Genomic DNA, 18133 nt, shown 5'->3' with positions numbered 1-18133 from the left:
AGTTTGCCCAATGAAATCTCCAGCACGCTTTATCAAAGGATCCAGCTTCAAAAACACCTTCGGCGCGATGGCAGCGCTGGCATTCCTGAGCGCTTGCACCGTCGGCCCCGACTATCGGATGCAGCCGCCGAGCACCTCGCAGCACTACGATCAACAAGCCGAGCAGCGCCTGAGCGGTGAACGGCGGATTGACCTGGGCCGCAAGGTCGGGGGCGATTGGTGGTCGGCGTTTCAATCGCCCAAGCTCGACAAGGTGGTGCGGCGCGCCATCGACGGCAACCTTGAACTCGTCGCGGCGGATGCGACGATCCGCCAGGCCGCGTCATCGGTCGCGGCGGCGGAAGGCGTGTTGTATCCGCAGGTCGATTTCGGCGCCCAGGCCGGTCGGCAGCGGGTTCATAACGCTAAAGAACCGTCGGTTTCCAACTTCTATGCGATCGGGCCACGGGTCGGTTTCGACCTCGATGCCTTCGGCGGCAACAAGCGCCTGGTGGAACAGCAGGACGCGTTGACCGACTTGCAAAAGCATCGCTACGACGCGGCGTACCTGACGTTGACCGGCAGCGTCGCCAGCCAGGCTTTGCTGGTGGCATCGGCCAATGCGCAGATGCGCGCGGTCGAGAAGCTGTTGGCCAATGACGCCAAGAACCTCGAACTGGTGCGCATGGCCCACGCCAACGGCAGCACCACGCAGATCGATGTGTCGCTGGCGGAAACGCGACTGGCGCAGGACCGCACCTTGCTGCCGCCCCTTGCGCAGCAGCGCGATTCGGCGCGTCACGCGCTGTCGATCCTGACCGGCAAAGGCCCGGGCGACTGGATTGCGCCGGACTTCGACCTCGAAGAATTCGTCCTGCCAGCCAACGTGCCCGTCAGCGTGCCGTCGGAATTGGCCCACGACCGTCCGGATGTGCAGCAGGCCGAAGCGCAACTGCACATGGCCAGCGCCGCCGTCGGTGTCGCGACCGCCAACCTTTATCCGCACGTCACGCTGTCCGCTTCATTGGCGCAAGCCGCTTCGGGCAATGGCGGCGCCGCGCTCTGGGGTTTTGCCGCGGGGCTGGCGGGGCCGATTTTCGATGGCGGCACGCTCAAGGCTGAACGGCAGGCGGCGGTCGAAGGCTACAACGCGACGCTCGCCGGCTATCAACAGACCGTGATCAGTTCGTTTGGCCAGGTCGCCGACACGCTGCAAGCCATCAACCATGACGCCGAGGAAAACCTCGCCCAGGAAGACGCCTTGCGCGCGGCGCAAACCAGCCTGCAACTGAACCAGCAGGCCTACGCCCAGGGCGAGAACAGCATCCTCCAGGTACTGGAAGCGGAGCGTGCCTATCAGCAGGCGTTGCTCGGCCAGATTCGTGTGAAGACGGCGCAATACCTCGACACGGTGCGCCTGTACATAGCGCTCGGCGGCAACGCCGTCGGTGCGTCCGAGCAACGGGTTGCGTCTCGCGAAAGCCGGACACCTGCTTATCAATGAAGATTGGAGTAACGACATGACTTACGAAGCGTTTCACGATGACCTTCGCGATACCCGATTTGCGCTCAACCACGGCAACGGTGCAATGCCCGCTGTCGGATTCGGCACGTTGTTTCGCGACCTCAGTGTCACCACCCAGGCGATCAAGGACGCGCTGGACGCCGGCTTTCGCCATTTCGATTGCGCCGAGCGCTATCGCAATGAGGAGAGCGTCGGCGTGGCGATCAGGGAAACCCTCGAGGCCGGCAAGATCCGCCGCGAAGACCTGTTCATCACCACCAAACTGTGGAACACCAACCACCGTCCCGAGCGTGTGCAACCGGCGTTTGAAGCCAGTTGCCGACGCCTTCAGGTCGACTACATCGATTGCTACCTGATTCACACGCCGTTCGCCTTTCAGCCCGGCGACAACCAGGACCCACGGGATGAGCAGGGCAACGTCATCTACGATTCAGGCGTCACGCTGATCGAAACGTGGCGGGCGCTCGAGCGTCTGGTGGACGAGGGACGCTGCAAGTCCATCGGCCTGTCGGATATCACGCTGCCGGCCTTGCAGGCGATTGTCGCCGAGGCGCGGATCAAGCCTTCTGTGGTGCAAGTCGAAGCCCATCCTTACCTGCCGGAATGGGAACTGGTCGAGTTCTGCAAACAACATGGAATTATCGTCCTGGCGTTTGCGCCCCTCGGGCATGGCATGGAGCCCGCGGTACTGGAAGACGCGGTGATCACCGGCATCGCCCGGCGCGTGCAGAAAACCCCGGCGCAAGTGGCGCTGGCCTGGTCCGTGCAGCGCGGTGTGGCGTTTCTTACCACGTCGGCGACACCGAGCCATATCCGGGAAAACTTCGATCTTTCGACCTTGCCCACCCGGGCCATGCTGGAGATCAAGCAAGACATCACCACCCGGATCCGCTTCAACTCGGTGGTCGAAACCGGCGTGCCGGGGTTTATTCCGCGCAAGAAGTAACCCAGGATGAGCAGGGCGGCCTTGAGTAAGGCCGCCTTTTTTGCTTTCCATTATTCAACGTTGACGCGATCCACTGTAGGAGCCAGCTTGCTGGCGATGGACGTTAACGATTACGTGTGCTGACTGGTTCACCGCGGCGCACTTGAATTCATCGCCAGCAAGCTGGCTCCTACAGTTATTGTGTTTACCGGGAATCCGCTATCCAGAGGCTCAACGATGGACATTTTCCAGACCATGCGGTTTTTCGTTGCCGTCGCTCAAACCGGCAGTTTCACGGCCGCCGCGCAGCTCCTGGACACCACCACGACCAACGTATCGAAAGCAGTCACCAGCCTGGAAGCGCGGCTGCAAACACGTCTGATCAACCGCACGACACGGCGTCTGGCGCTGACCGAAGCCGGCGTCCGTTATCTGCAACGCTGCGAGAAAATCCTCGAAGAGATGCGCGAAGCCGATGAGGAGGCGGGCACTGCCCACACCGTTCCGGTGGGCCGGCTGAAGATTCATGCGATGTCCGCCATCGGCAATCATTACGTGATCGATGCCATCGCCAAATACCGGGAAACCCATCCGACGGTGATGTTTGACCTGACCGTGACCAATCGCCTGCCGGACCTGTTGGAGGAGGGCTATGACATGTCGATCGTGCTGGCGCGAGACCTGCCCGATTCCGGGTTTGTCGCACAACGGCTGGGCGTCACCTACAGCATCCTTTGCGCTTCACCTGAGTATTTGCAGAAGCGCGGCCGTCCCGACACTCCGGGGGCGCTCGGCGAGCATGAGTGCTTGCGGATCGTGAACACGGTCATGCCGGCTGAAAACTGGGCATTCGAGGGGCCGGATGGCGTGGAGACGGTGAACATTCCGCTGTCGGCGTTTCACGTCAATACCGCCGATGCGATGACCGTCGCGATCAAGAAGGGCATGGGCATCGGCATTCAACCGATTGCTTCTGCGGTAGAGGGTTTGAAGGCAGGCACGTTAGTGCGCATTTTGCCGGAGTATCACTTCGAGGAGTTCAGCGTGTTTGCGATCTATCCATCGCGTAAGTTCGTCGATGCGAAGATCAAGACCTGGGTGGAGTTTCTGAAAGACTACATACCGAGGTTATTGGCGGCGAACAAGGAAGTTGTCGCGGCGGCAGGAAAACCTTATTGAGCGGCAGGCATGGAGTGTCGACCCTCCATCTTCCGCACGGTCCTCAACCGTTCGAGCAACCGGTTCCCATCACTTGGTACTGCAGGATATGGCGTTGACCCTGTGAATCTTCATAAGTCATTTGCTTCGGCACGGGGGCACATTCGTCGCCGGTCTCCGACACGGTGATGATTTTCTGGATATCCAGTTTCATGCCGTAAGCGTAGGTTTCAACCGGAATCTGGCTGGCCGCCGTATTGGCAGGGCTTTCATCCGAGAAGGCCTGGGCGGCAACGCCGGCAAGGGCCAGAAACAGCGCGATCTTCAAACTTTTCATGGGGTCACCTTCGCATCGGGTTTAAGGGTTACTTCGCGAGTTGGTTGAGGCTTGACTCGTTTACTCGCTGGGTGAAGTCGATGCTAGGGGTTTGTCGGGGATGCAAATAGCGGGCGACTGGACAAACACTGTTGCCAGTTTGCGCAGGTATGCCTTTGGTGACCTTGGCGGGCGGTTAGTTTGTTTGATTTCTGCGAGGTTTCGCGGTGGACGAAATCGGTCTAAAAACCCCCGAGACGCACGGCGAAGGGTGTACTAGTCTTGAACGTGTAGGTGAAGACGCAGACTGATGCGCAAGCGGATGGCAAGGATACGTGGGGCGCGTTCCGAAGGGTACACGGTTAGAAAGATCTCCGCGCTGAGATCCAGCCCTTATGCCGTGTGAAGCACAAGAGCACAAAACTCTTGTGTGAGAGTCCTGATAAACCTTGTAAGCCGGAGACCAGCACCGGCCACCTACTCAAATCCCGAAGCCCGCCTTGTGCGGGCTTTTTTATGGATTTCTATTCGCCAGGTTGGGGTGATGCCACTGATTTTCTAACTGTCGCGAAACCTGTAGGAGCCGGCTTGCCGGCGATAGCGGCGGGTCAATCAATCATTCATTGACTAGACGAACGCCATCGCCGGCAAGCCGGCTCCTACAAGGATCGCGTATTACCTGGCTATCATGCCGTCATCGCCACCGGATCCACCGGGACACCGATATTGGCCATTTCGATCCCCTTTTGGCCGACCTCGCACTATGAACCCGCCAGCCCGTCAGCAAGAATCAAATCAGTACTGCCGTTCCGGCACACTCGCCAATCCACAACTAGAATCCCGTTTTGCTTGCCCTTGGCAATTTTCAAGACCTGCCGTGTACAAAACATAAAAACCAACGCGACACACTTGGGGAATTCATTCATGGTCACGATGAAACGCATACTGGGCGCCACCGTTTGTGGGCTGACGCTGCTGGCCAGCGCCGTGCACGCCGAACAGCGCGAATTGCGGGTGTACAACTGGGCGGATTACATCCTGCCGTCGGTGCCCAAGGATTTCGCCGACAAGACCAAAATCAAAGTGACCTGGGACACCTTCGACACCAACGAATCCCTGGAAGCGAAGCTGCTAACCGGCAACTCGGGCTACGACCTGGTCGTGCCGTCAAACCAGTTCATCGAAACCCAGATCAAGGCCGGTGTGTTCCAGAAACTCGACAAGTCCAAGTTGCCGAACTGGAAGCATCAGGACCCGGCACTGCTCGCATTGCTGGACAAGAACGACCCGGGCAACCAGTACGGCGTGCCCTACATGTACGGCACCGTGCTGATCGGCTTCAACCCGGCCAAGGTCAAGGCCGCGCTGGGCGAGAATGCACCGGTGGACAGTTGGGACCTGGTGTTCAAGCCGGAGAACATGGAAAAGCTCAAATCCTGTGGCGTAGCGATGCTCGACTCACCGTCGGAAATCCTGCCGCTGGCGCTGCACTACCTGGGCCTGGACCCGAACAGCCAGAACCCGGACGACTATGAAAAAGCCAAGGCGCTGATGCTGAAGATTCGCCCTTACGTCACCTACTTCAACTCCGCCAAGTACATGACCGACATCGCCAACGGCGATATCTGCGTCGCCATCGGTTACTCCGGCAGCTTCTACCAGTTCGGCAATCGTGCGAAAGAAGCGGGCAACGGCGTGGTGGTCGACTGGCGCTTGCCGAAGGAAGGCGCGCCGATCTGGTTCGACACCTTCGCCATCCCTAAAAGCGCGAAAAACGTCGAGGAAGCCCACGAGTTTCTCAACAACCTGATGGACCCGAAAGTCATCGCCCCGATCAGTGATTTCCTCGGCTACCCCAACGCGAACAAAGACTCGCTCGTCCTGATCAACAAGGACATCACCGGCAACCCGAACCTGACGCCGACCAGCGAAGCGTTGAAGACGCTGTACGTGGTGCAACCGTTGCCGCAAAAGCTTGAACGGGTGCGCACACGGGTCTGGACCAGCATCAAGTCCGGCGCATAATCCCTGATCGACCTGGCACCGTGTCCCCTGTAGGAGCGAGCCTGCTCGCGAAAAACGTTCGGATAACGCGTTCATTCGGGTAACACGCGTTATCGTTAACGTCCATCGCGAGCAAGCTCGCTCCTACAGTTCTGGTGTTCAGATCCGCTTCAAGGCCTGCGCCAGATCCGCCCGCAAATCCTCGACATCCTCAACCCCCACCGACAACCGCACCAACCCATCGCCAATGCCAAGCTGCGCACGGGTATCGGCGGGGATGGTGGCGTGGGTCATGATCGCCGGGTGTTCGATCAGGCTTTCCACGCCGCCCAGGCTTTCGGCGAGCGCGAAGATGCTCACGTTCTCGAGAAAGCGTTTGGCGCCCGCCAGGTCAGTCTTCAGGTCCACGGAAATCATCCCGCCGAAACCGCGCATCTGCCGTTTCGCCAATTCATGCTGCGGGTGCGACGGCAGGCCCGGATAGTAAACGCGCGCGACTTGCGGCTGGCGTTCCAGCCATTGCGCCAGTTCCAGCGCGTTGCTGCAGTGACGCTCCATGCGCAGCGCCAGGGTCTTCACGCCGCGCAGGGTCAGGAACGCGTCGAACGGCCCGGCGATGGCGCCCACCGAGTTCTGCAGGAAACCCAGGCGCTCGGCCAGTTCCGGATTTTTCCCGACCACGGCGATGCCGCCGATCACGTCGGAGTGGCCGTTCAGGTACTTGGTTGTCGAGTGCAGCACGATGTCGAAACCCAGCTCCAGCGGGCGCTGAATCCACGGGCTGGCGAAGGTGTTGTCGGCCACGCAGATGATGCCGCGGTCGCGGCACAGGCGCGCGACGGCGGCGAGGTCGGTCAGGCTCAGCAACGGATTGCTCGGGGTCTCGACCCAGACCATTTTCGTGTCGTCCTGCAACGACGCTTCGAAGGCCGCCAGGTCCGTCAGGTCGATGAAGCTGAAGCGATGCCCGGCGCTGCGTTTGCGCACTTTGTCGAACAGGCGGAAGGTGCCGCCGTAGAGGTCGTTGCCGGAGACGATGTGCGAGCTGGCGTCGAGCAGTTCCAGCACCGTGGAAATCGCCGCCAGCCCGGAAGCGAACGCGAAGGCCTGGGTGCCGCTTTCAAGGTCGGCGACGCAGCGCTCCAGGGCGAAGCGCGTCGGGTTGTGCGAGCGCCCGTAATCGAAGCCCTTGTGCACGCCGGGGCTCTGTTGCAGGTAGGTGGAGTTGGCATAAATCGGCGGCATCAACGCCCCGGTGGTCGGGTCCGGCGCTTGCCCCGCGTGGATCACCCGCGTGGCGAAGGCACGTGACGCGGCGTTTTCATCGTGTTGACTCATGCAAGGGATCTCCGCAAATGATTGAGCAGGTCGACGCGGGTAATCAGGCCGTGGAAGCCCGCCGCGTCGGCGATGATCGCCACCAGCCCGCGATCGAGTTCTGCCTGCAGTTCGGCCATGTTGGCGCTGGCCGGCAGGGTTTGTACTTTGTCGGTCATTGCGCTGGCCACGGTCAAGCGGAAGTGTGAAGGGTCCTCCGCCATGCCCAGCAGAATGTCGGATTCGTCGATCACGCCGACCAGGTGCTTGCCCTCCGTCAGCACCGGCAACTGCGAGACATCCGCCAGGCGCATGCGCTGGAACGCGGTCAGCAAGGTGTCGTCGGGGCTGACGCTGATCACCCGGCCATCCTCGAAACGCCGCGCGATCACGTCGCGCAGATCGCCGTAAGGTTTGCGCGCCAGCAAGCCTTGGTCGTTCATCCATTGGTCGTTGTAGACCTTCGACAGATAGCGCGTGCCGGTGTCGCAGACGAAACTGACCACGCGTTTCGGTTCGGTCTGTTCGCGGCAATAGCGCAGGGCGGCCGCCAGCAAGGTGCCGGTCGACGAACCGCCGAGAATGCCCTCGGCGCGCAGCAGTTGGCGGGCGTGCTCGAAGCTTTCTTCGTCGCTGATCGAATAGGCGTGGCCCACGCTGGACAGGTCGGCAATCGACGGAATGAAGTCTTCACCGATGCCTTCCACGGCCCAGGAACCGGGGGTTGTCATGGTGCCGCTGCGGCTGTATTCAGCCATCACCGAGCCCACCGGGTCGGCCAGCACCATGGTCAGGTTCGGCTGCACGCGCTTGAAGAATCGGGTCAACCCAGTCAGCGTGCCGGCCGAACCGACACCGACGACGATGGCATCGACGTCATGCTGGGTCTGCGCCCAGATTTCCGGCGCGGTGCTGCACTCATGGGCGAGCGGGTTGGCGGGGTTGTTGAACTGGTCGGCGAAAAACGCGTCGGGAATCTCTTGCGCCAGGCGCGCCGCGACGTCCTGGTAATAATCGGGATGGCCCTTGCCGACGTCGGAGCGGGTGATGTGCACCTCGGCGCCCATGGCTTTCAGGTGGAGCACTTTCTCGGTGGACATCTTGTCGGGCACCACCAGCACCACCCGATACCCTTTGGCGCGACCGACCAAGGCCAGGCCAAGCCCGGTGTTGCCGGCGGTGGCTTCGACGATGGTGCCGCCGGGTTTGAGCCGGCCGTCGCGTTCGGCGGCGTCAATCATCGCCAGGCCGATGCGGTCCTTGATCGAGCCGCCGGGGTTCTGCGACTCGAGCTTGAGAAACAGCGTGCACGGGCCGGTATCAAAACGGCTGACGCGCACCAGGGGTGTATTACCGATCAGTTCAAGCACGGCAGGGCGGGAGTCGTTCGGCATGTTGTCACCTCTTTGCGGGCATTCGCACGGGAAGGACAGCAACCGGCCACGCTTCCTCGCGTGCCAGTCGCCAGCAATGCATCGTTTGGACCATAGGCCGCGAATGCGACACTCGCAACCTTGCACGGCCAGCCGGTCACCGGGCGCACGCTTGTATCCCAACGTATCGGCAAGGCCAGCAGCCAACTACGCTTACAAAACCACGGCATCGGCGACACGAGCGGGATACACGGCGCCCCTTTAATGGAGTCCTCCCCAACGGTCTAAACCGGAGAAATGCCATGTTCCGTATCAACGCTCGTCACGCCGTCAAAATGCTCGGTGTCGCTGTTGTCACCACTGCTGCGCTCGCCGCGTTCTCGGGCGTGTCCCAGGCCGAAGAAGTGAAAGCCCCTGCGAAAAGCTGGCAGACAGGCATTCATCGCACCGATCTGTTGAAAAGGGACCTCGACGTCGCCGGGCAAGAAGTGATCCAGGTCCGGGTCGATATCGATCCGGGCGTGTCCTCGCCCAACCACTCCCATCCGGGTGTGGAAGTGGCTTATGTGATCGATGGCACCTTCGAATATCAACTGGAAGGCCAGCCACCGGTTACCCTGAAAGCTGGTGATTCGCTGTACATCCCGGCTGGTGTTGCGCACATCGCCAAAAACGTCGGGACAAAAACCGGCTCGGAGCTGGCGACGTACATCGTGAAAAAAGGCGAGCCGTTGGTGGTGATCAAGCAGTAAACCTAATACACCGCAAATCCCTGTAGGAGCCGGCTTGCCGGCGATGGTCGTCAACGATAACGCGTGCCAACCGGTTAAACGCGGCGCACTTGAGTCCATCGCCAGCAAGCTGGCTCCTACAGGGGATTGCGTGTGCGGCTGATTAGAGCAACGACCAACGCAACAACGATCAACCCCAATGCCACCGCGAAAGTAACCCGCATCCCGTGGGCCACGGCTTCGGGCTGCGCATTCGTGATCCCGGCCGCCCAGGCAAACACCGCGCCCAACGCCGAGGCGCCGGTGATCAGCCCCAGGTTGCGCGAGAGATTGAGCATGCCCGAGATGACACCGCGCTGGTCCGGCGCTACATCGGTCATCACCGTGGTGTTGTTCGCCGTCTGGAACACCGCATAACCGAGCGTGATCACCACCATCGGCGCCACGTACCCGCTGATGCCATACGCCTGTGGCAACATCGACAGCGTGAGGCAACCGACAGCCATCGCCATCAACCCGGCCACGGTCATTCGCTGCGCGCCAAAACAGTCGGCGAGCCGCCCGGCAGGCACGCCGGTGAACGCAGCCACGCACGGCCCGGCCGCCAGCACCAGCCCGACCACCACCGCATTCAATCCCAGCCCTTGGGCGAGGTAGAACGGCCCGACCACCAGCGTCGCCATCATCACCGTCGCAACCAGGGTGCTCATGGCCAGGCTGCCGCACAGCAACGGATCGCGGAACATCGCCAGCCGTATCAGCGGGGAGGCGACTCTGCGCTCGACGAACACAAACAGCCCGCCGCCAAAAACCGCCGTCAGCAACAACCCGATATTGAGCGAGCCGAAGTCACCGCGACCGAGGGTCATGGCCAGTGCGTAAGCCGCCAAAGTCAACGCCAACACCAATGTGCCCCACGCATCGAACCTGGTACGCCCGTTCGCTGGTTTCTGCCGGTCAGCGGGTAAATGACGATGCGCCAGCAACCACGTCAGCAGGCCCAGCGGCACACTGACAAAGAAGATTGCCCGCCAGCCCAGACCGTCGATCATCAAGCCGCCAAGCGACGGTCCCATGGCGGTGCCAATCGCCGACATCGTCCCGAGCAAGCCCATGGCGCTGCCGGTTTTGTCTTTCGCCACGGTTTCACCGACGAAGGCCATGGTCAGCGCCATCATGATCGCGGCGCCTAGACCTTGCAGCGCCCGGGCGCCAATCAACAACCCCAGCGTCGGCGCCAGACCGCAGAGGGCCGAGGCCAGCGTGAACACGCCGATGCCGCCGAGCAGCAGACGTCGACGCCCGAGCAGATCTCCGAGCCGGCCGACGCTGACAATCAACGTGGTGATCGCCAGCAGGTAGGCGATCACGACCCATTGCACCTGCTGAAATGTTGCGTCGAACACCTGGGCCAGCGTCGGCAACCCGACATTCGCGATGCTGGTGCCGAGAGAGGACAGCAGCATCGACAGTGAAAGGCTGATCAATGCCCAGCGCACGGCGGTTGTCGGTGATGGGTTGTCGGCGATGGCGATAGTCGGCTTCATGCGGTTCCCCTGGATCTGGCCACTCCCGAAGTGGAGCTGTCGCAAATCTACGCCGGGGCCTAACATGGCGGAAGACGCATGGGTTGCACTTTATTCGTGCGTACAACGCCATCTCACCTTGCCGCGGGGCGCGCCATGTCCACTCCTGATTTCAACTTGCTGGTCACCCTCGATGTGTTGCTCGCCGAAGGCAGCGTGGCGCGCGCCGCCAAGCGCCTGCGGTTGAGCCCTTCTGCGATGAGCCGGGCGTTGGCGCGGTTGCGCGAGACCACCGGCGATCCGTTGCTGGTCAGGGCCGGACGCGGACTGGTAGCCACGCCCCGGGCGCTGGAGTTGCGTGAGCGGGTCAGCCAGCTGGTACAGGACGCCGAAGCGGTGCTGCGTCCGGCGCAGCAGCCAGACCTGCAACAACTGGCCCGTACCTTCACGCTGCGCACCAGCGAAGGCTTTGTCGAAAACTTCGGCGCACCGCTGATTGCCCGTCTCGCCGAACAAGCTCCCGGCATCCGCCTGCGCTTCATGCACAAGCCCGACAAGGACAGCACCGCGTTGCGTGACGGCAGCGTCGATCTGGAAACCGGCGTGGTGGGGAAGGCGTCGGGCCCCGAATTGCGGACCCAGGGATTGTTTCGCGACTGCTTCATCGGCGTGGTGCGCAAGGGGCATCCGTTGAGTGAGGGCGATATCACCGCGCAACGTTATGCGGCGGGCGGGCACATCAGCGTCTCACGGCGTGGGCTCGACAAGGGGCCGGTCGATGAGGCGCTGGCGACGCTACTACTGGAGCGGCAGGTGGTGACCATCGTCGCCGGTTTCTCGACCGCCCTGGCGCTGGCCCGTGCCACGGATCTGATCGCTACGGTCCCCGAACGTCACACGGAAAACCTGCGGGCGGACCTGCACAGTTTTGCGCTGCCGTTTTCCCTGCCGGCGCTCACGGTTTCGATGCTCTGGCATCCACGGTTGGACGCCGATCCTGTACACCGCTGGTTGCGGGGTTGTGTACGTGAGGTCTGTGCGTGAAGCGGCGAGTCTCAGAACGTGAACGACCGGGAAGAATGCTGCGCCATCTCGGCATCCAGCAGATGCTCGGTCAGCACATCATTTAAAAAGCGGAACTGATCGTTGAGCCCGATCACTTCGTTGCTGAAGTGGTGGCCGGCGGCGGGCATCAGCAGCGCTTCGAAGTTTTTGTCGAACACCAGCGACAGCGCTTTGCGCGACACGACCTGCTGCGAGTAGTAGTTGGTGCCGAACACTGGAAAGCTCACGGAAAGGGTGACGATGTGGATCATGATGTGCGCTCCTCGGTCAGGACGTACCACGAAAAAACGCTCAGCGTGAAAGCTGTCAGGGCCAGGCAGGTCAGCAGATGGATCAACATGATTCGGCCCTCCGGTTCGGGTTTCGTGGTGGATTGAGGTTGATCCTACGCTGACGGTTTTAGAGCGGAAGGCATTCGCGGCGATGGTGAATATCGATGTAAGTGATGGTCGGGTTTTTGTGGTGTATTTGGGGGCCTCATCGCGAGCAGGCTCGCTCCTACAGTGGTTTGTAGTGGGACGCAGATTTGTGAACGACCCTGATCTCCTGTAGGAGCGAGCCTGCTCGCGATGAGGCCCTCAGCAACAACCTCTTCCCCGGAACTCGCCGCCTATACTCAAATCAGAATGCTTATAACCCCCCGAATGTCCTGTCCGGGGGACCTCTGTAGGACACCGCGACCTTGAACCTGCGTTCGCTGATCGTCGCCGTGCTGTTGGTGTTGGCCGGCTGCGCCACGCCGGTGCGTGCTCCGGCGCCAGCGCCGCCGGTGATCATTTCCCAGAGCACCTGGCAGCAAGTGGACCGGGACATCGTCGCCGCGTCCCAATCCGCCACCGAACAGTCGAAAATCTACGCACGCGGCGCCATGGACTACTGGCGGACGCGGGTCTATCAGCTGACCGAAGAAAACTTCATCCCCTGGTTCAGCAGCTACTGGACCCAGGAATGGCTGTCGATGAAAGTCAGCTGGTACACCCTCAGCGCCCAGGGCGAGCAGGACGCCTCGGCAAAACGCCTGGCGGAGTATCTGCTGGAGCAATACCAGAAGCGCGTGCTGGCGCCGGTCGCGGTGGAAATCGACCCCGACCAGATCCTTGGCCTGGCGACGGCGTTCTACGTCGACATCCTTCAGGAAGAACTGCAGAAAATCTCCCAGCGCCACGGCGTGCCCATGGCCCAGCTCAATGGCCGTATCCAGAAAATCCCCGCCATCGCCCTGGGCCCGCCGCCGGCCCGGGACGCTTCGCTGTACCAGGTCGTGCACACCCAGCCGCTGAACACGTTGCCGGCCTACGCCGCGCTGATCGACAAGATCCACAAGGCCGGTGGCAGCAAGGGCGTTGATTCGACTGAAACGGCTATGGCGCCGGTGGCCAAACGCGCCAGTCAGCGTATGGAAGCGGAAATGGCCCCGCGTGGGGCGGCCAGCGCGGTGGCTGCCGCGGCGGGCAAACTTGCCGGGGGGCTGATTACCGTGGGTGTGGCGGGGATTCGCGCGCTGATCCAGGCCAGCGACCGGCCGGACAGCGAGGCGCTGATTCGTAGCAGTCTGGGCAACACCTTCGACAAGGCCTGGATAAAACTGGTGCAGAACCCTACCACCGGCGTCATGGCGGGCACCCTGTACATGGCAGGGCAGATCGAGGGCAATCTGGCGGGGAGTGCCGACGTACCGTCGGTCAGTTCGGGCAGCGGCGCTGTCGATTGGAGTCCGCCGGAACCGACTAACCCGCAGATTGACCCATAAACCGAAGGAGTACGAACATGTCCTACGTTGATGGCTTCCTCGCCGCCGTACCCACCGCCAATCGCGAAAAATTCAAAAAACACGCCGAAACCGCCGCGGCGATTTTCAAGGAGAACGGCGCCCTGAGCCTGGCCGAATGCTGGGGCGACGATGTGCCCGACGGCAAGGTGACGTCGTTTCCGATGGCGGTGAAACTCAAGGAAGAGGAAACCGTGGTGTTTTCCTGGATCATCTGGCCCGACAAGGCGACCCGCGACGCCGGGATGGAAAAACTCATGCACGATCCGCGCATGCAGCCGGACGTCAACCCGATGCCGTTCGATGGCCAGCGTCTGGTGTTTGGTGGTTTTGAAATGATCGTGAAAGCTTGAACCCGAGACAGGGTCACTCCGGCGTCGGGGTGATCCTGCAACTCTTGCGATTGCGGATCTCGCTGTCCGTCGGTCGCTCCCGGACAAACTCGAAACGCGGCTCACCTTCGCTATAGTGAACTAGCCAGCCCCATTCCAGCTCTGACTCATCCTGGCCGGGCTGCGGTGGCATGGCCCACCATGGCTCTTTGCTGATGATTTCTCGCATGGCCCCCTCCCGTTGATTCGGTTGGTTCAACTATAACGTGCATGCCAGGAGGTGCCAGGCGTGAGCGACGAAACCCCGGAGCCGGTCAAGCGGCTGTTTTTTGCTTTGAGCTGTTCGCCCGAGCAACGCAAGGCCATCGGCCACTGGCGCGCCGCGTTGCAGTTGCGCAACGGACGTCCGGTGCCGGTGGAAAATTTTCACCTGACGCTGCTGTTTCTGGGCGCGGTGGGCGTGGCGCAGATTGGCGAAGTCTGTACGGCGGCGGCGAAGGTTCGCGTGCCGGGTGAACCGTTGCGGATCGCCCTGGACCGGCTGGATGTCTGGCGCAGGGCAGGGGCTTTGGTGCTCGCGCCGGAACAGGCGCCGCCGGAGCTGTTGCGGCTGGTGTATGCGCTGGAGCAGGCGATGCTACCGTTCGGGTTCGAGGACGCGCCGAAGGAGTTTCGGCCGCACCTGACGTTGATGCGTGACTACCGCACACCGGCGCCGGAATCGCCAACGCCGCCGGAGTTTTTCCTGCGGGCGGATCGATTTGCGTTGTTTGAATCGCACAAGGGGCGTTACCGGGCGCTGGCCGAATGGCCGCTGGTGCCGGCATAAAAAAAGGCGCCCGAGGAGGGCGCCGAACTCACCTTAACCGAGGAAGCCAGGTGAGGCCGTTCTGCAGGAGAGGATGCAGCGGTGGTAAGACGCTGCGTGAACGGAAACAGTTGAATGTTGTGTTGCCAGTGGTGGCCTCATCGCGAGCAGGCTCGCTCCCGCAGGGGATTGGTGTCGGACACAATATTTGTTATCACAACCGATCAAATGTGGGAGCGAGCCTGCTCGCGATAGCTATCTTGGATTCAGCGATTATTTCCCGAGCTTCACTCGCGTCCAGCCGCGCGTCATCACCCGCTGAACGCCAATCGGCATGTCCGGAATCGCATACAGCGTCGCCATCACTTCCTGGGACGGATATGAGCCCGGGTCATCGCGAATCGCTTCATCCACCAACGGAGTCGCCGCAGCGTTGGCGTTGCTGTAGCCGATGTTGTTGGTGATCTCGGCGATGATGTCCGGGCGCATCAGGAAGTTCATGAACTGGTAGGCGTTCTCGACGTTCGCCGCATCCCGGGGGATCGCGACCATGTCGTAGAAGCTGCCGGCGCCTTCCTTCGGAATGCTGTAGTCGATCGTCACATTGTTGCCCGCTTCCTGCGCGCGGGCCTTGGCTTGCAGCACGTCGCCGGAGTAACCGACCGCGACGCAGATGTTGCCGTTGGCCAGGTCAGAGATGTACTTCGACGAATGGAAGTACGCCACCGACGGCCGGATTTTCATGAACAGCGCTTCCGCTTCAGCGATCTGCCCTTTGTCCTGGGAGTTCGCCGGGTAGCCCAGGTAGTGCAGGGCGGCGGGGAGCATCTCGGTCGGCGAATCGAGGAAACTGATGCCGCAGGCCTTCAGCTTTTCGGCGTTTTCCGGTTTGAACAGCAAGTCCCAGGAGTTGGTCGGCGCGTTGGCCCCCAGCACTTCCTTGACCTTGGCCGGGTTGAAACCGATGCCGATCGAGCCCCACATGTACGGGAAGGCGTGAGCGTTATCCGGGTCGCTGGCCGAGGCGTTTTTCAGCAGGACCGGGTTGAGATTTTTCCAGTTGCTCAGCTTCGACTTGTCCAGTTCCTGATAGACGCCGGCCTTGACCTGCTTGGCCAGGAAGCTGTTGGACGGCACGACGATGTCGTAACCGGATTTGCCTGCGAGCAGACGCGCCTCAAGGGTTTCGTTGCTGTCGAACACGTCGTAGGTCACGCGGATGCCGGTCTCGTCTTCGAATTTCTTGACGGTGTCCGGGGCAATGTAATCCGACCAGTTGTAGACGCGCAGAACCTTGTCATTGGCCTGGGCGCCGGTGGCGATCGCGCCCAATAAGGACAGTGTCAGCAGAGTCCTGCCAAACATTTTCATCGGTACAACTCCATTTCTCTTTTTATTCAAAATCACACGGCAAATGCTTGCGCGACCCTCTGTAGGAGCGAGCCTGCTCGCGAAAAACTCACGGACGCCGCGTTCAATCAGACAGCCCGCGTTATCGTTAACGTCCATCGCGAGCAAGCTCGCTCCTACAGGGAGGCGGTGTTATGCCGTTGCTTCCAGCATTTGCTTTTTAGGTTGCTGCCAGGATTCGCTGGCGGTCTGGTCCATCGCTTCCTGGATCGCGCGTTTACGGGTGGCTTCGGCGCGGCGGCTGAAATACCAGACCATGAAGGTCACGATCGAAACGGCAAGCAGGATCAGGCTGGCCACGGCGTTGATCTCGGGTTTGACCCCCAGACGCACCGCCGAGAACACTTCCATCGGCAAGGTCGTCGAACCAGGGCCAGACACGAAGCTCGCCAGCACCAGGTCATCCAGCGACAGGGCAAACGACATCATGCCGCCGGCCGCCAGTGACGGTGCGATCATCGGGATGGTGATCAGGAAGAACACCTTGAACGGCTTCGCCCCGAGGTCCATGGCCGCTTCTTCGATGGACAGGTCCAGCTCACGAAGGCGCGCGGAGACTACCACCGCCACGTAGGCAGCACAAAACGTGGTGTGGGCGATCCAGATCGTGACGATGCCACGCTCCATCGGCCAGCCGATCAACTGCGCCATGGCCACGAACAGCAGCAACAGCGACAGACCGGTGATCACTTCCGGCATCACCAGCGGCGCGGTGACCAGACCACCGAACAGCGTGCGACCCTTGAAACGCGTGACGCGGGTCAGGACGAACGCTGCCAGTGTGCCCAGCGCTACGGCAGCAATCGCGGTGTAGCAGGCGATTTCCAGCGAGCGCACCACCGAGCCCATCAGTTGCGTGTTGTCGAGCAGGCCGGCGTACCACTTGAACGACCAGCCACCCCACACCGTCACCAGCTTCGAGGCGTTGAACGAGTAGATCACCAGAATCAGCATCGGCAGGTAGATAAACGACAGGCCGAATACCAGCATCAATTTTGAAAAACCGAAACGTTTCATCCCCGTGCCTCCATCTCTTTGGCCTGGCTGCGGTTGAACAGCAGAATCGGCACAATCAGGATCAACAGCATCACCACCGCCAGGGCGGACGCCACCGGCCAGTCGCGGTTGTTGAAGAACTCTTGCCACAACACACGGCCGATCATCAGGGTTTCCGGGCCGCCCAGCAGTTCCGGAATCACGAACTCACCGACCACCGGAATGAACACCAGCATGCAGCCGGCGATAATCCCGTTCTTGGCCAGCGGCACGGTGATTTTCCAGAAGTTGTTGAAGTTGCTCGAACCCAGGTCCGATGCGGCTTCCAGCAGCGTGCCGTCGTGCTTGACCAGGTTGGCGTAGAGCGGCAACACCATGAACGGCAGGTAGGCGTAGACCACCCCGATGTACACGGCGGTGTTGGTGTTGAGGATCTCGATCGGGTGATCGATCAGCCCGGTCCACATCAGGAACGCATTGAGCAGACCGTTGTTGCTGAGGATGCCCATCCACGCGTAAACGCGGATCAGGATCGCGGTCCAGGTCGGCATCATGATCAACAGCATCAGGACGTTTTGCGTTTCCTTGTTCGCTTTGGTAATGGCGTAGGCCATCGGGAAGCCGATCACCAGGCACATCAGCGTGCTGAAAAACGCGACCTTTAACGAGCCGAAGTAAGCCGAGATGTACAGCTCATCCTCGGTCAGCAGCAGGTAGTTGCCGACGTTGAGGAACAGCTGGAATTTCTGCTCGGCGTAGGTGTAGATCTCGGAGTAGGGAGGAATGGCCAGCGCCGCTTCCGAGAAGCTGATCTTCATCACCAGGAAGAACGGCAACAGGAAAAACAGGCACAGCCACAGGAACGGAATCCCGATGACGAGCTTGCGACCACTCGGCATC

At 61.2% G+C, this 18133-nt stretch carries 18 protein-coding genes; 9 read left to right on the top strand and 9 right to left on the bottom strand.

From position 1 onward, the window contains the following. Positions 1 to 10 precede the first annotated feature (10 nt). From ACF6ZU_RS00620 to ACF6ZU_RS00610, 3 genes are all read left to right on the top strand, one after another. Positions 11 to 1483, top strand: a complete 1473-nt coding sequence (locus ACF6ZU_RS00620; protein WP_392889877.1) for an efflux transporter outer membrane subunit — start codon at positions 11 to 13, stop codon at positions 1481 to 1483. Positions 1484 to 1499: 16 nt separating this feature from the next. Further along, positions 1500 to 2450: an aldo/keto reductase gene (locus tag ACF6ZU_RS00615; RefSeq protein WP_392889874.1), complete on the top strand. Its 951-nt coding sequence runs from the start codon at positions 1500 to 1502 to the stop codon at positions 2448 to 2450. A gap of 216 nt (positions 2451 to 2666) precedes the next feature. Continuing rightward, entirely contained in the window at positions 2667 to 3608 is a 942-nt protein-coding gene (locus ACF6ZU_RS00610; RefSeq protein ID WP_392889872.1) for a LysR family transcriptional regulator, read from the top strand. 43 nt (positions 3609 to 3651) lie between these two features. Here the strand turns inward: ACF6ZU_RS00610 and ACF6ZU_RS00605 are convergent, their stop codons facing one another. Then, the gene (locus tag ACF6ZU_RS00605; protein ID WP_392889870.1) at positions 3652 to 3924 is read right to left on the bottom strand and encodes a DUF2790 domain-containing protein; all 273 of its coding nucleotides are present in this window, start codon (positions 3922 to 3924) and stop codon (positions 3652 to 3654) included. A gap of 903 nt (positions 3925 to 4827) precedes the next feature. Between ACF6ZU_RS00605 and ACF6ZU_RS00600 the strand changes: the two genes are divergently transcribed. Continuing rightward, the gene (locus ACF6ZU_RS00600; protein ID WP_392889868.1) at positions 4828 to 5928 is read left to right on the top strand and encodes a polyamine ABC transporter substrate-binding protein; all 1101 of its coding nucleotides are present in this window, start codon (positions 4828 to 4830) and stop codon (positions 5926 to 5928) included. Positions 5929 to 6066: 138 nt separating this feature from the next. Here the strand turns inward: ACF6ZU_RS00600 and ACF6ZU_RS00595 are convergent, their stop codons facing one another. Next, a complete protein-coding gene (locus ACF6ZU_RS00595; protein WP_392889866.1) occupies positions 6067 to 7245 on the bottom strand; it encodes a cystathionine gamma-synthase in 1179 nt (392 codons plus the stop codon). Beyond that, the gene (locus tag ACF6ZU_RS00590; RefSeq protein WP_392889864.1) at positions 7242 to 8618 is read right to left on the bottom strand and encodes a pyridoxal-phosphate dependent enzyme; all 1377 of its coding nucleotides are present in this window, start codon (positions 8616 to 8618) and stop codon (positions 7242 to 7244) included. The genes ACF6ZU_RS00595 and ACF6ZU_RS00590 overlap by 4 nt, the downstream gene beginning before the upstream one ends. A 281-nt stretch (positions 8619 to 8899) precedes the next feature. Between ACF6ZU_RS00590 and ACF6ZU_RS00585 the strand changes: the two genes are divergently transcribed. Next, positions 8900 to 9349 carry a cupin domain-containing protein gene (locus ACF6ZU_RS00585; protein WP_392889862.1) on the top strand — a complete coding sequence of 150 codons (450 nt, stop codon included), beginning with the start codon at positions 8900 to 8902 and terminating at the stop codon, positions 9347 to 9349. Between the two features lie 116 nt (positions 9350 to 9465). On the opposite strand, the gene ACF6ZU_RS00580 is transcribed toward ACF6ZU_RS00585, so the two are convergent. After that, entirely contained in the window at positions 9466 to 10875 is a 1410-nt protein-coding gene (locus ACF6ZU_RS00580; protein WP_392889860.1) for an MFS transporter, read from the bottom strand. A gap of 135 nt (positions 10876 to 11010) precedes the next feature. Between ACF6ZU_RS00580 and ACF6ZU_RS00575 the strand changes: the two genes are divergently transcribed. Next, positions 11011 to 11898, top strand: a complete 888-nt coding sequence (locus tag ACF6ZU_RS00575) for a LysR family transcriptional regulator (RefSeq protein WP_392889858.1) — start codon at positions 11011 to 11013, stop codon at positions 11896 to 11898. Between the two features lie 11 nt (positions 11899 to 11909). Here the strand turns inward: ACF6ZU_RS00575 and ACF6ZU_RS00570 are convergent, their stop codons facing one another. Next, positions 11910 to 12170, bottom strand: a complete 261-nt coding sequence (locus ACF6ZU_RS00570) for a hypothetical protein (RefSeq protein ID WP_392889856.1) — start codon at positions 12168 to 12170, stop codon at positions 11910 to 11912. Positions 12171 to 12601: 431 nt separating this feature from the next. On the opposite strand from ACF6ZU_RS00570, the gene ACF6ZU_RS00565 reads away from it, so the two are divergent. Together ACF6ZU_RS00565 and ACF6ZU_RS00560 are read left to right on the top strand one after the other, a co-directional pair. Then, the gene (locus tag ACF6ZU_RS00565) at positions 12602 to 13669 is read left to right on the top strand and encodes a hypothetical protein (RefSeq protein WP_392889854.1); all 1068 of its coding nucleotides are present in this window, start codon (positions 12602 to 12604) and stop codon (positions 13667 to 13669) included. A 17-nt stretch (positions 13670 to 13686) separates the two neighbouring features. Then, positions 13687 to 14040 (top strand): DUF1428 domain-containing protein, encoded by a 354-nt coding sequence (locus ACF6ZU_RS00560; protein ID WP_392889852.1) that lies wholly within the window; start codon positions 13687 to 13689, stop codon positions 14038 to 14040. A gap of 13 nt (positions 14041 to 14053) precedes the next feature. Here the strand turns inward: ACF6ZU_RS00560 and ACF6ZU_RS00555 are convergent, their stop codons facing one another. Next, complete coding sequence (locus ACF6ZU_RS00555; protein WP_392889850.1) at positions 14054 to 14248, bottom strand: hypothetical protein; 195 nt, start codon at positions 14246 to 14248, stop codon at positions 14054 to 14056. Between the two features lie 60 nt (positions 14249 to 14308). Between ACF6ZU_RS00555 and thpR the strand changes: the two genes are divergently transcribed. Then, positions 14309 to 14848 carry an RNA 2',3'-cyclic phosphodiesterase gene (thpR, locus tag ACF6ZU_RS00550; RefSeq protein ID WP_392889847.1) on the top strand — a complete coding sequence of 180 codons (540 nt, stop codon included), beginning with the start codon at positions 14309 to 14311 and terminating at the stop codon, positions 14846 to 14848. A gap of 252 nt (positions 14849 to 15100) precedes the next feature. On the opposite strand, the gene ACF6ZU_RS00545 is transcribed toward thpR, so the two are convergent. From ACF6ZU_RS00545 to ACF6ZU_RS00535, 3 genes are all read right to left on the bottom strand, one after another. Continuing rightward, positions 15101 to 16198 (bottom strand): polyamine ABC transporter substrate-binding protein, encoded by a 1098-nt coding sequence (locus ACF6ZU_RS00545; RefSeq protein ID WP_392889844.1) that lies wholly within the window; start codon positions 16196 to 16198, stop codon positions 15101 to 15103. A gap of 171 nt (positions 16199 to 16369) precedes the next feature. Next, on the bottom strand, positions 16370 to 17254 hold the full coding sequence (locus ACF6ZU_RS00540; protein ID WP_392889842.1) for an ABC transporter permease subunit: 885 nt from the start codon (positions 17252 to 17254) through the stop codon (positions 16370 to 16372). Then, entirely contained in the window at positions 17251 to 18132 is an 882-nt protein-coding gene (locus tag ACF6ZU_RS00535) for an ABC transporter permease subunit (RefSeq protein WP_392893986.1), read from the bottom strand. Before ACF6ZU_RS00535 ends, ACF6ZU_RS00540 begins: the two co-directional genes overlap by 4 nt. Position 18133: the final 1 nt, after the last annotated feature.

It is taken from the genome of Pseudomonas migulae (assembly GCF_043225285.1).
Classification (GTDB): Bacteria; Pseudomonadota; Gammaproteobacteria; order Pseudomonadales; family Pseudomonadaceae; genus Aquipseudomonas; species Aquipseudomonas migulae_C.
Note: the sequence above shows the minus strand (reverse complement) of the source record. Positions and strands in the feature narration are given on the sequence as shown.

Excerpts from the sequence above, each read along its gene's own strand:
- ACF6ZU_RS00620 (WP_392889877.1), top strand. The coding sequence starts at position 11 with ATGAAATCTCCAGCACGCTTTATCAAAGGATCCAGCTTCAAAAACACC.
- ACF6ZU_RS00615 (WP_392889874.1), top strand. The coding sequence starts at position 1,500 with ATGACTTACGAAGCGTTTCACGATGACCTTCGCGATACCCGATTTGCG.
- ACF6ZU_RS00610 (WP_392889872.1), top strand. The coding sequence starts at position 2,667 with ATGGACATTTTCCAGACCATGCGGTTTTTCGTTGCCGTCGCTCAAACC.
- ACF6ZU_RS00605 (WP_392889870.1), bottom strand. The coding sequence starts at position 3,924 with ATGAAAAGTTTGAAGATCGCGCTGTTTCTGGCCCTTGCCGGCGTTGCC.
- ACF6ZU_RS00600 (WP_392889868.1), top strand. The coding sequence starts at position 4,828 with ATGGTCACGATGAAACGCATACTGGGCGCCACCGTTTGTGGGCTGACG.
- ACF6ZU_RS00595 (WP_392889866.1), bottom strand. The coding sequence starts at position 7,245 with ATGAGTCAACACGATGAAAACGCCGCGTCACGTGCCTTCGCCACGCGG.
- ACF6ZU_RS00590 (WP_392889864.1), bottom strand. The coding sequence starts at position 8,618 with ATGCCGAACGACTCCCGCCCTGCCGTGCTTGAACTGATCGGTAATACA.
- ACF6ZU_RS00585 (WP_392889862.1), top strand. The coding sequence starts at position 8,900 with ATGTTCCGTATCAACGCTCGTCACGCCGTCAAAATGCTCGGTGTCGCT.
- ACF6ZU_RS00580 (WP_392889860.1), bottom strand. The coding sequence starts at position 10,875 with ATGAAGCCGACTATCGCCATCGCCGACAACCCATCACCGACAACCGCC.
- ACF6ZU_RS00575 (WP_392889858.1), top strand. The coding sequence starts at position 11,011 with ATGTCCACTCCTGATTTCAACTTGCTGGTCACCCTCGATGTGTTGCTC.
- ACF6ZU_RS00570 (WP_392889856.1), bottom strand. The coding sequence starts at position 12,170 with ATGATCCACATCGTCACCCTTTCCGTGAGCTTTCCAGTGTTCGGCACC.
- ACF6ZU_RS00560 (WP_392889852.1), top strand. The coding sequence starts at position 13,687 with ATGTCCTACGTTGATGGCTTCCTCGCCGCCGTACCCACCGCCAATCGC.
- ACF6ZU_RS00555 (WP_392889850.1), bottom strand. The coding sequence starts at position 14,248 with ATGCGAGAAATCATCAGCAAAGAGCCATGGTGGGCCATGCCACCGCAG.
- ACF6ZU_RS00545 (WP_392889844.1), bottom strand. The coding sequence starts at position 16,198 with ATGAAAATGTTTGGCAGGACTCTGCTGACACTGTCCTTATTGGGCGCG.
- ACF6ZU_RS00540 (WP_392889842.1), bottom strand. The coding sequence starts at position 17,254 with ATGAAACGTTTCGGTTTTTCAAAATTGATGCTGGTATTCGGCCTGTCG.
- ACF6ZU_RS00535 (WP_392893986.1), bottom strand. The coding sequence starts at position 18,132 with ATGCCGAGTGGTCGCAAGCTCGTCATCGGGATTCCGTTCCTGTGGCTG.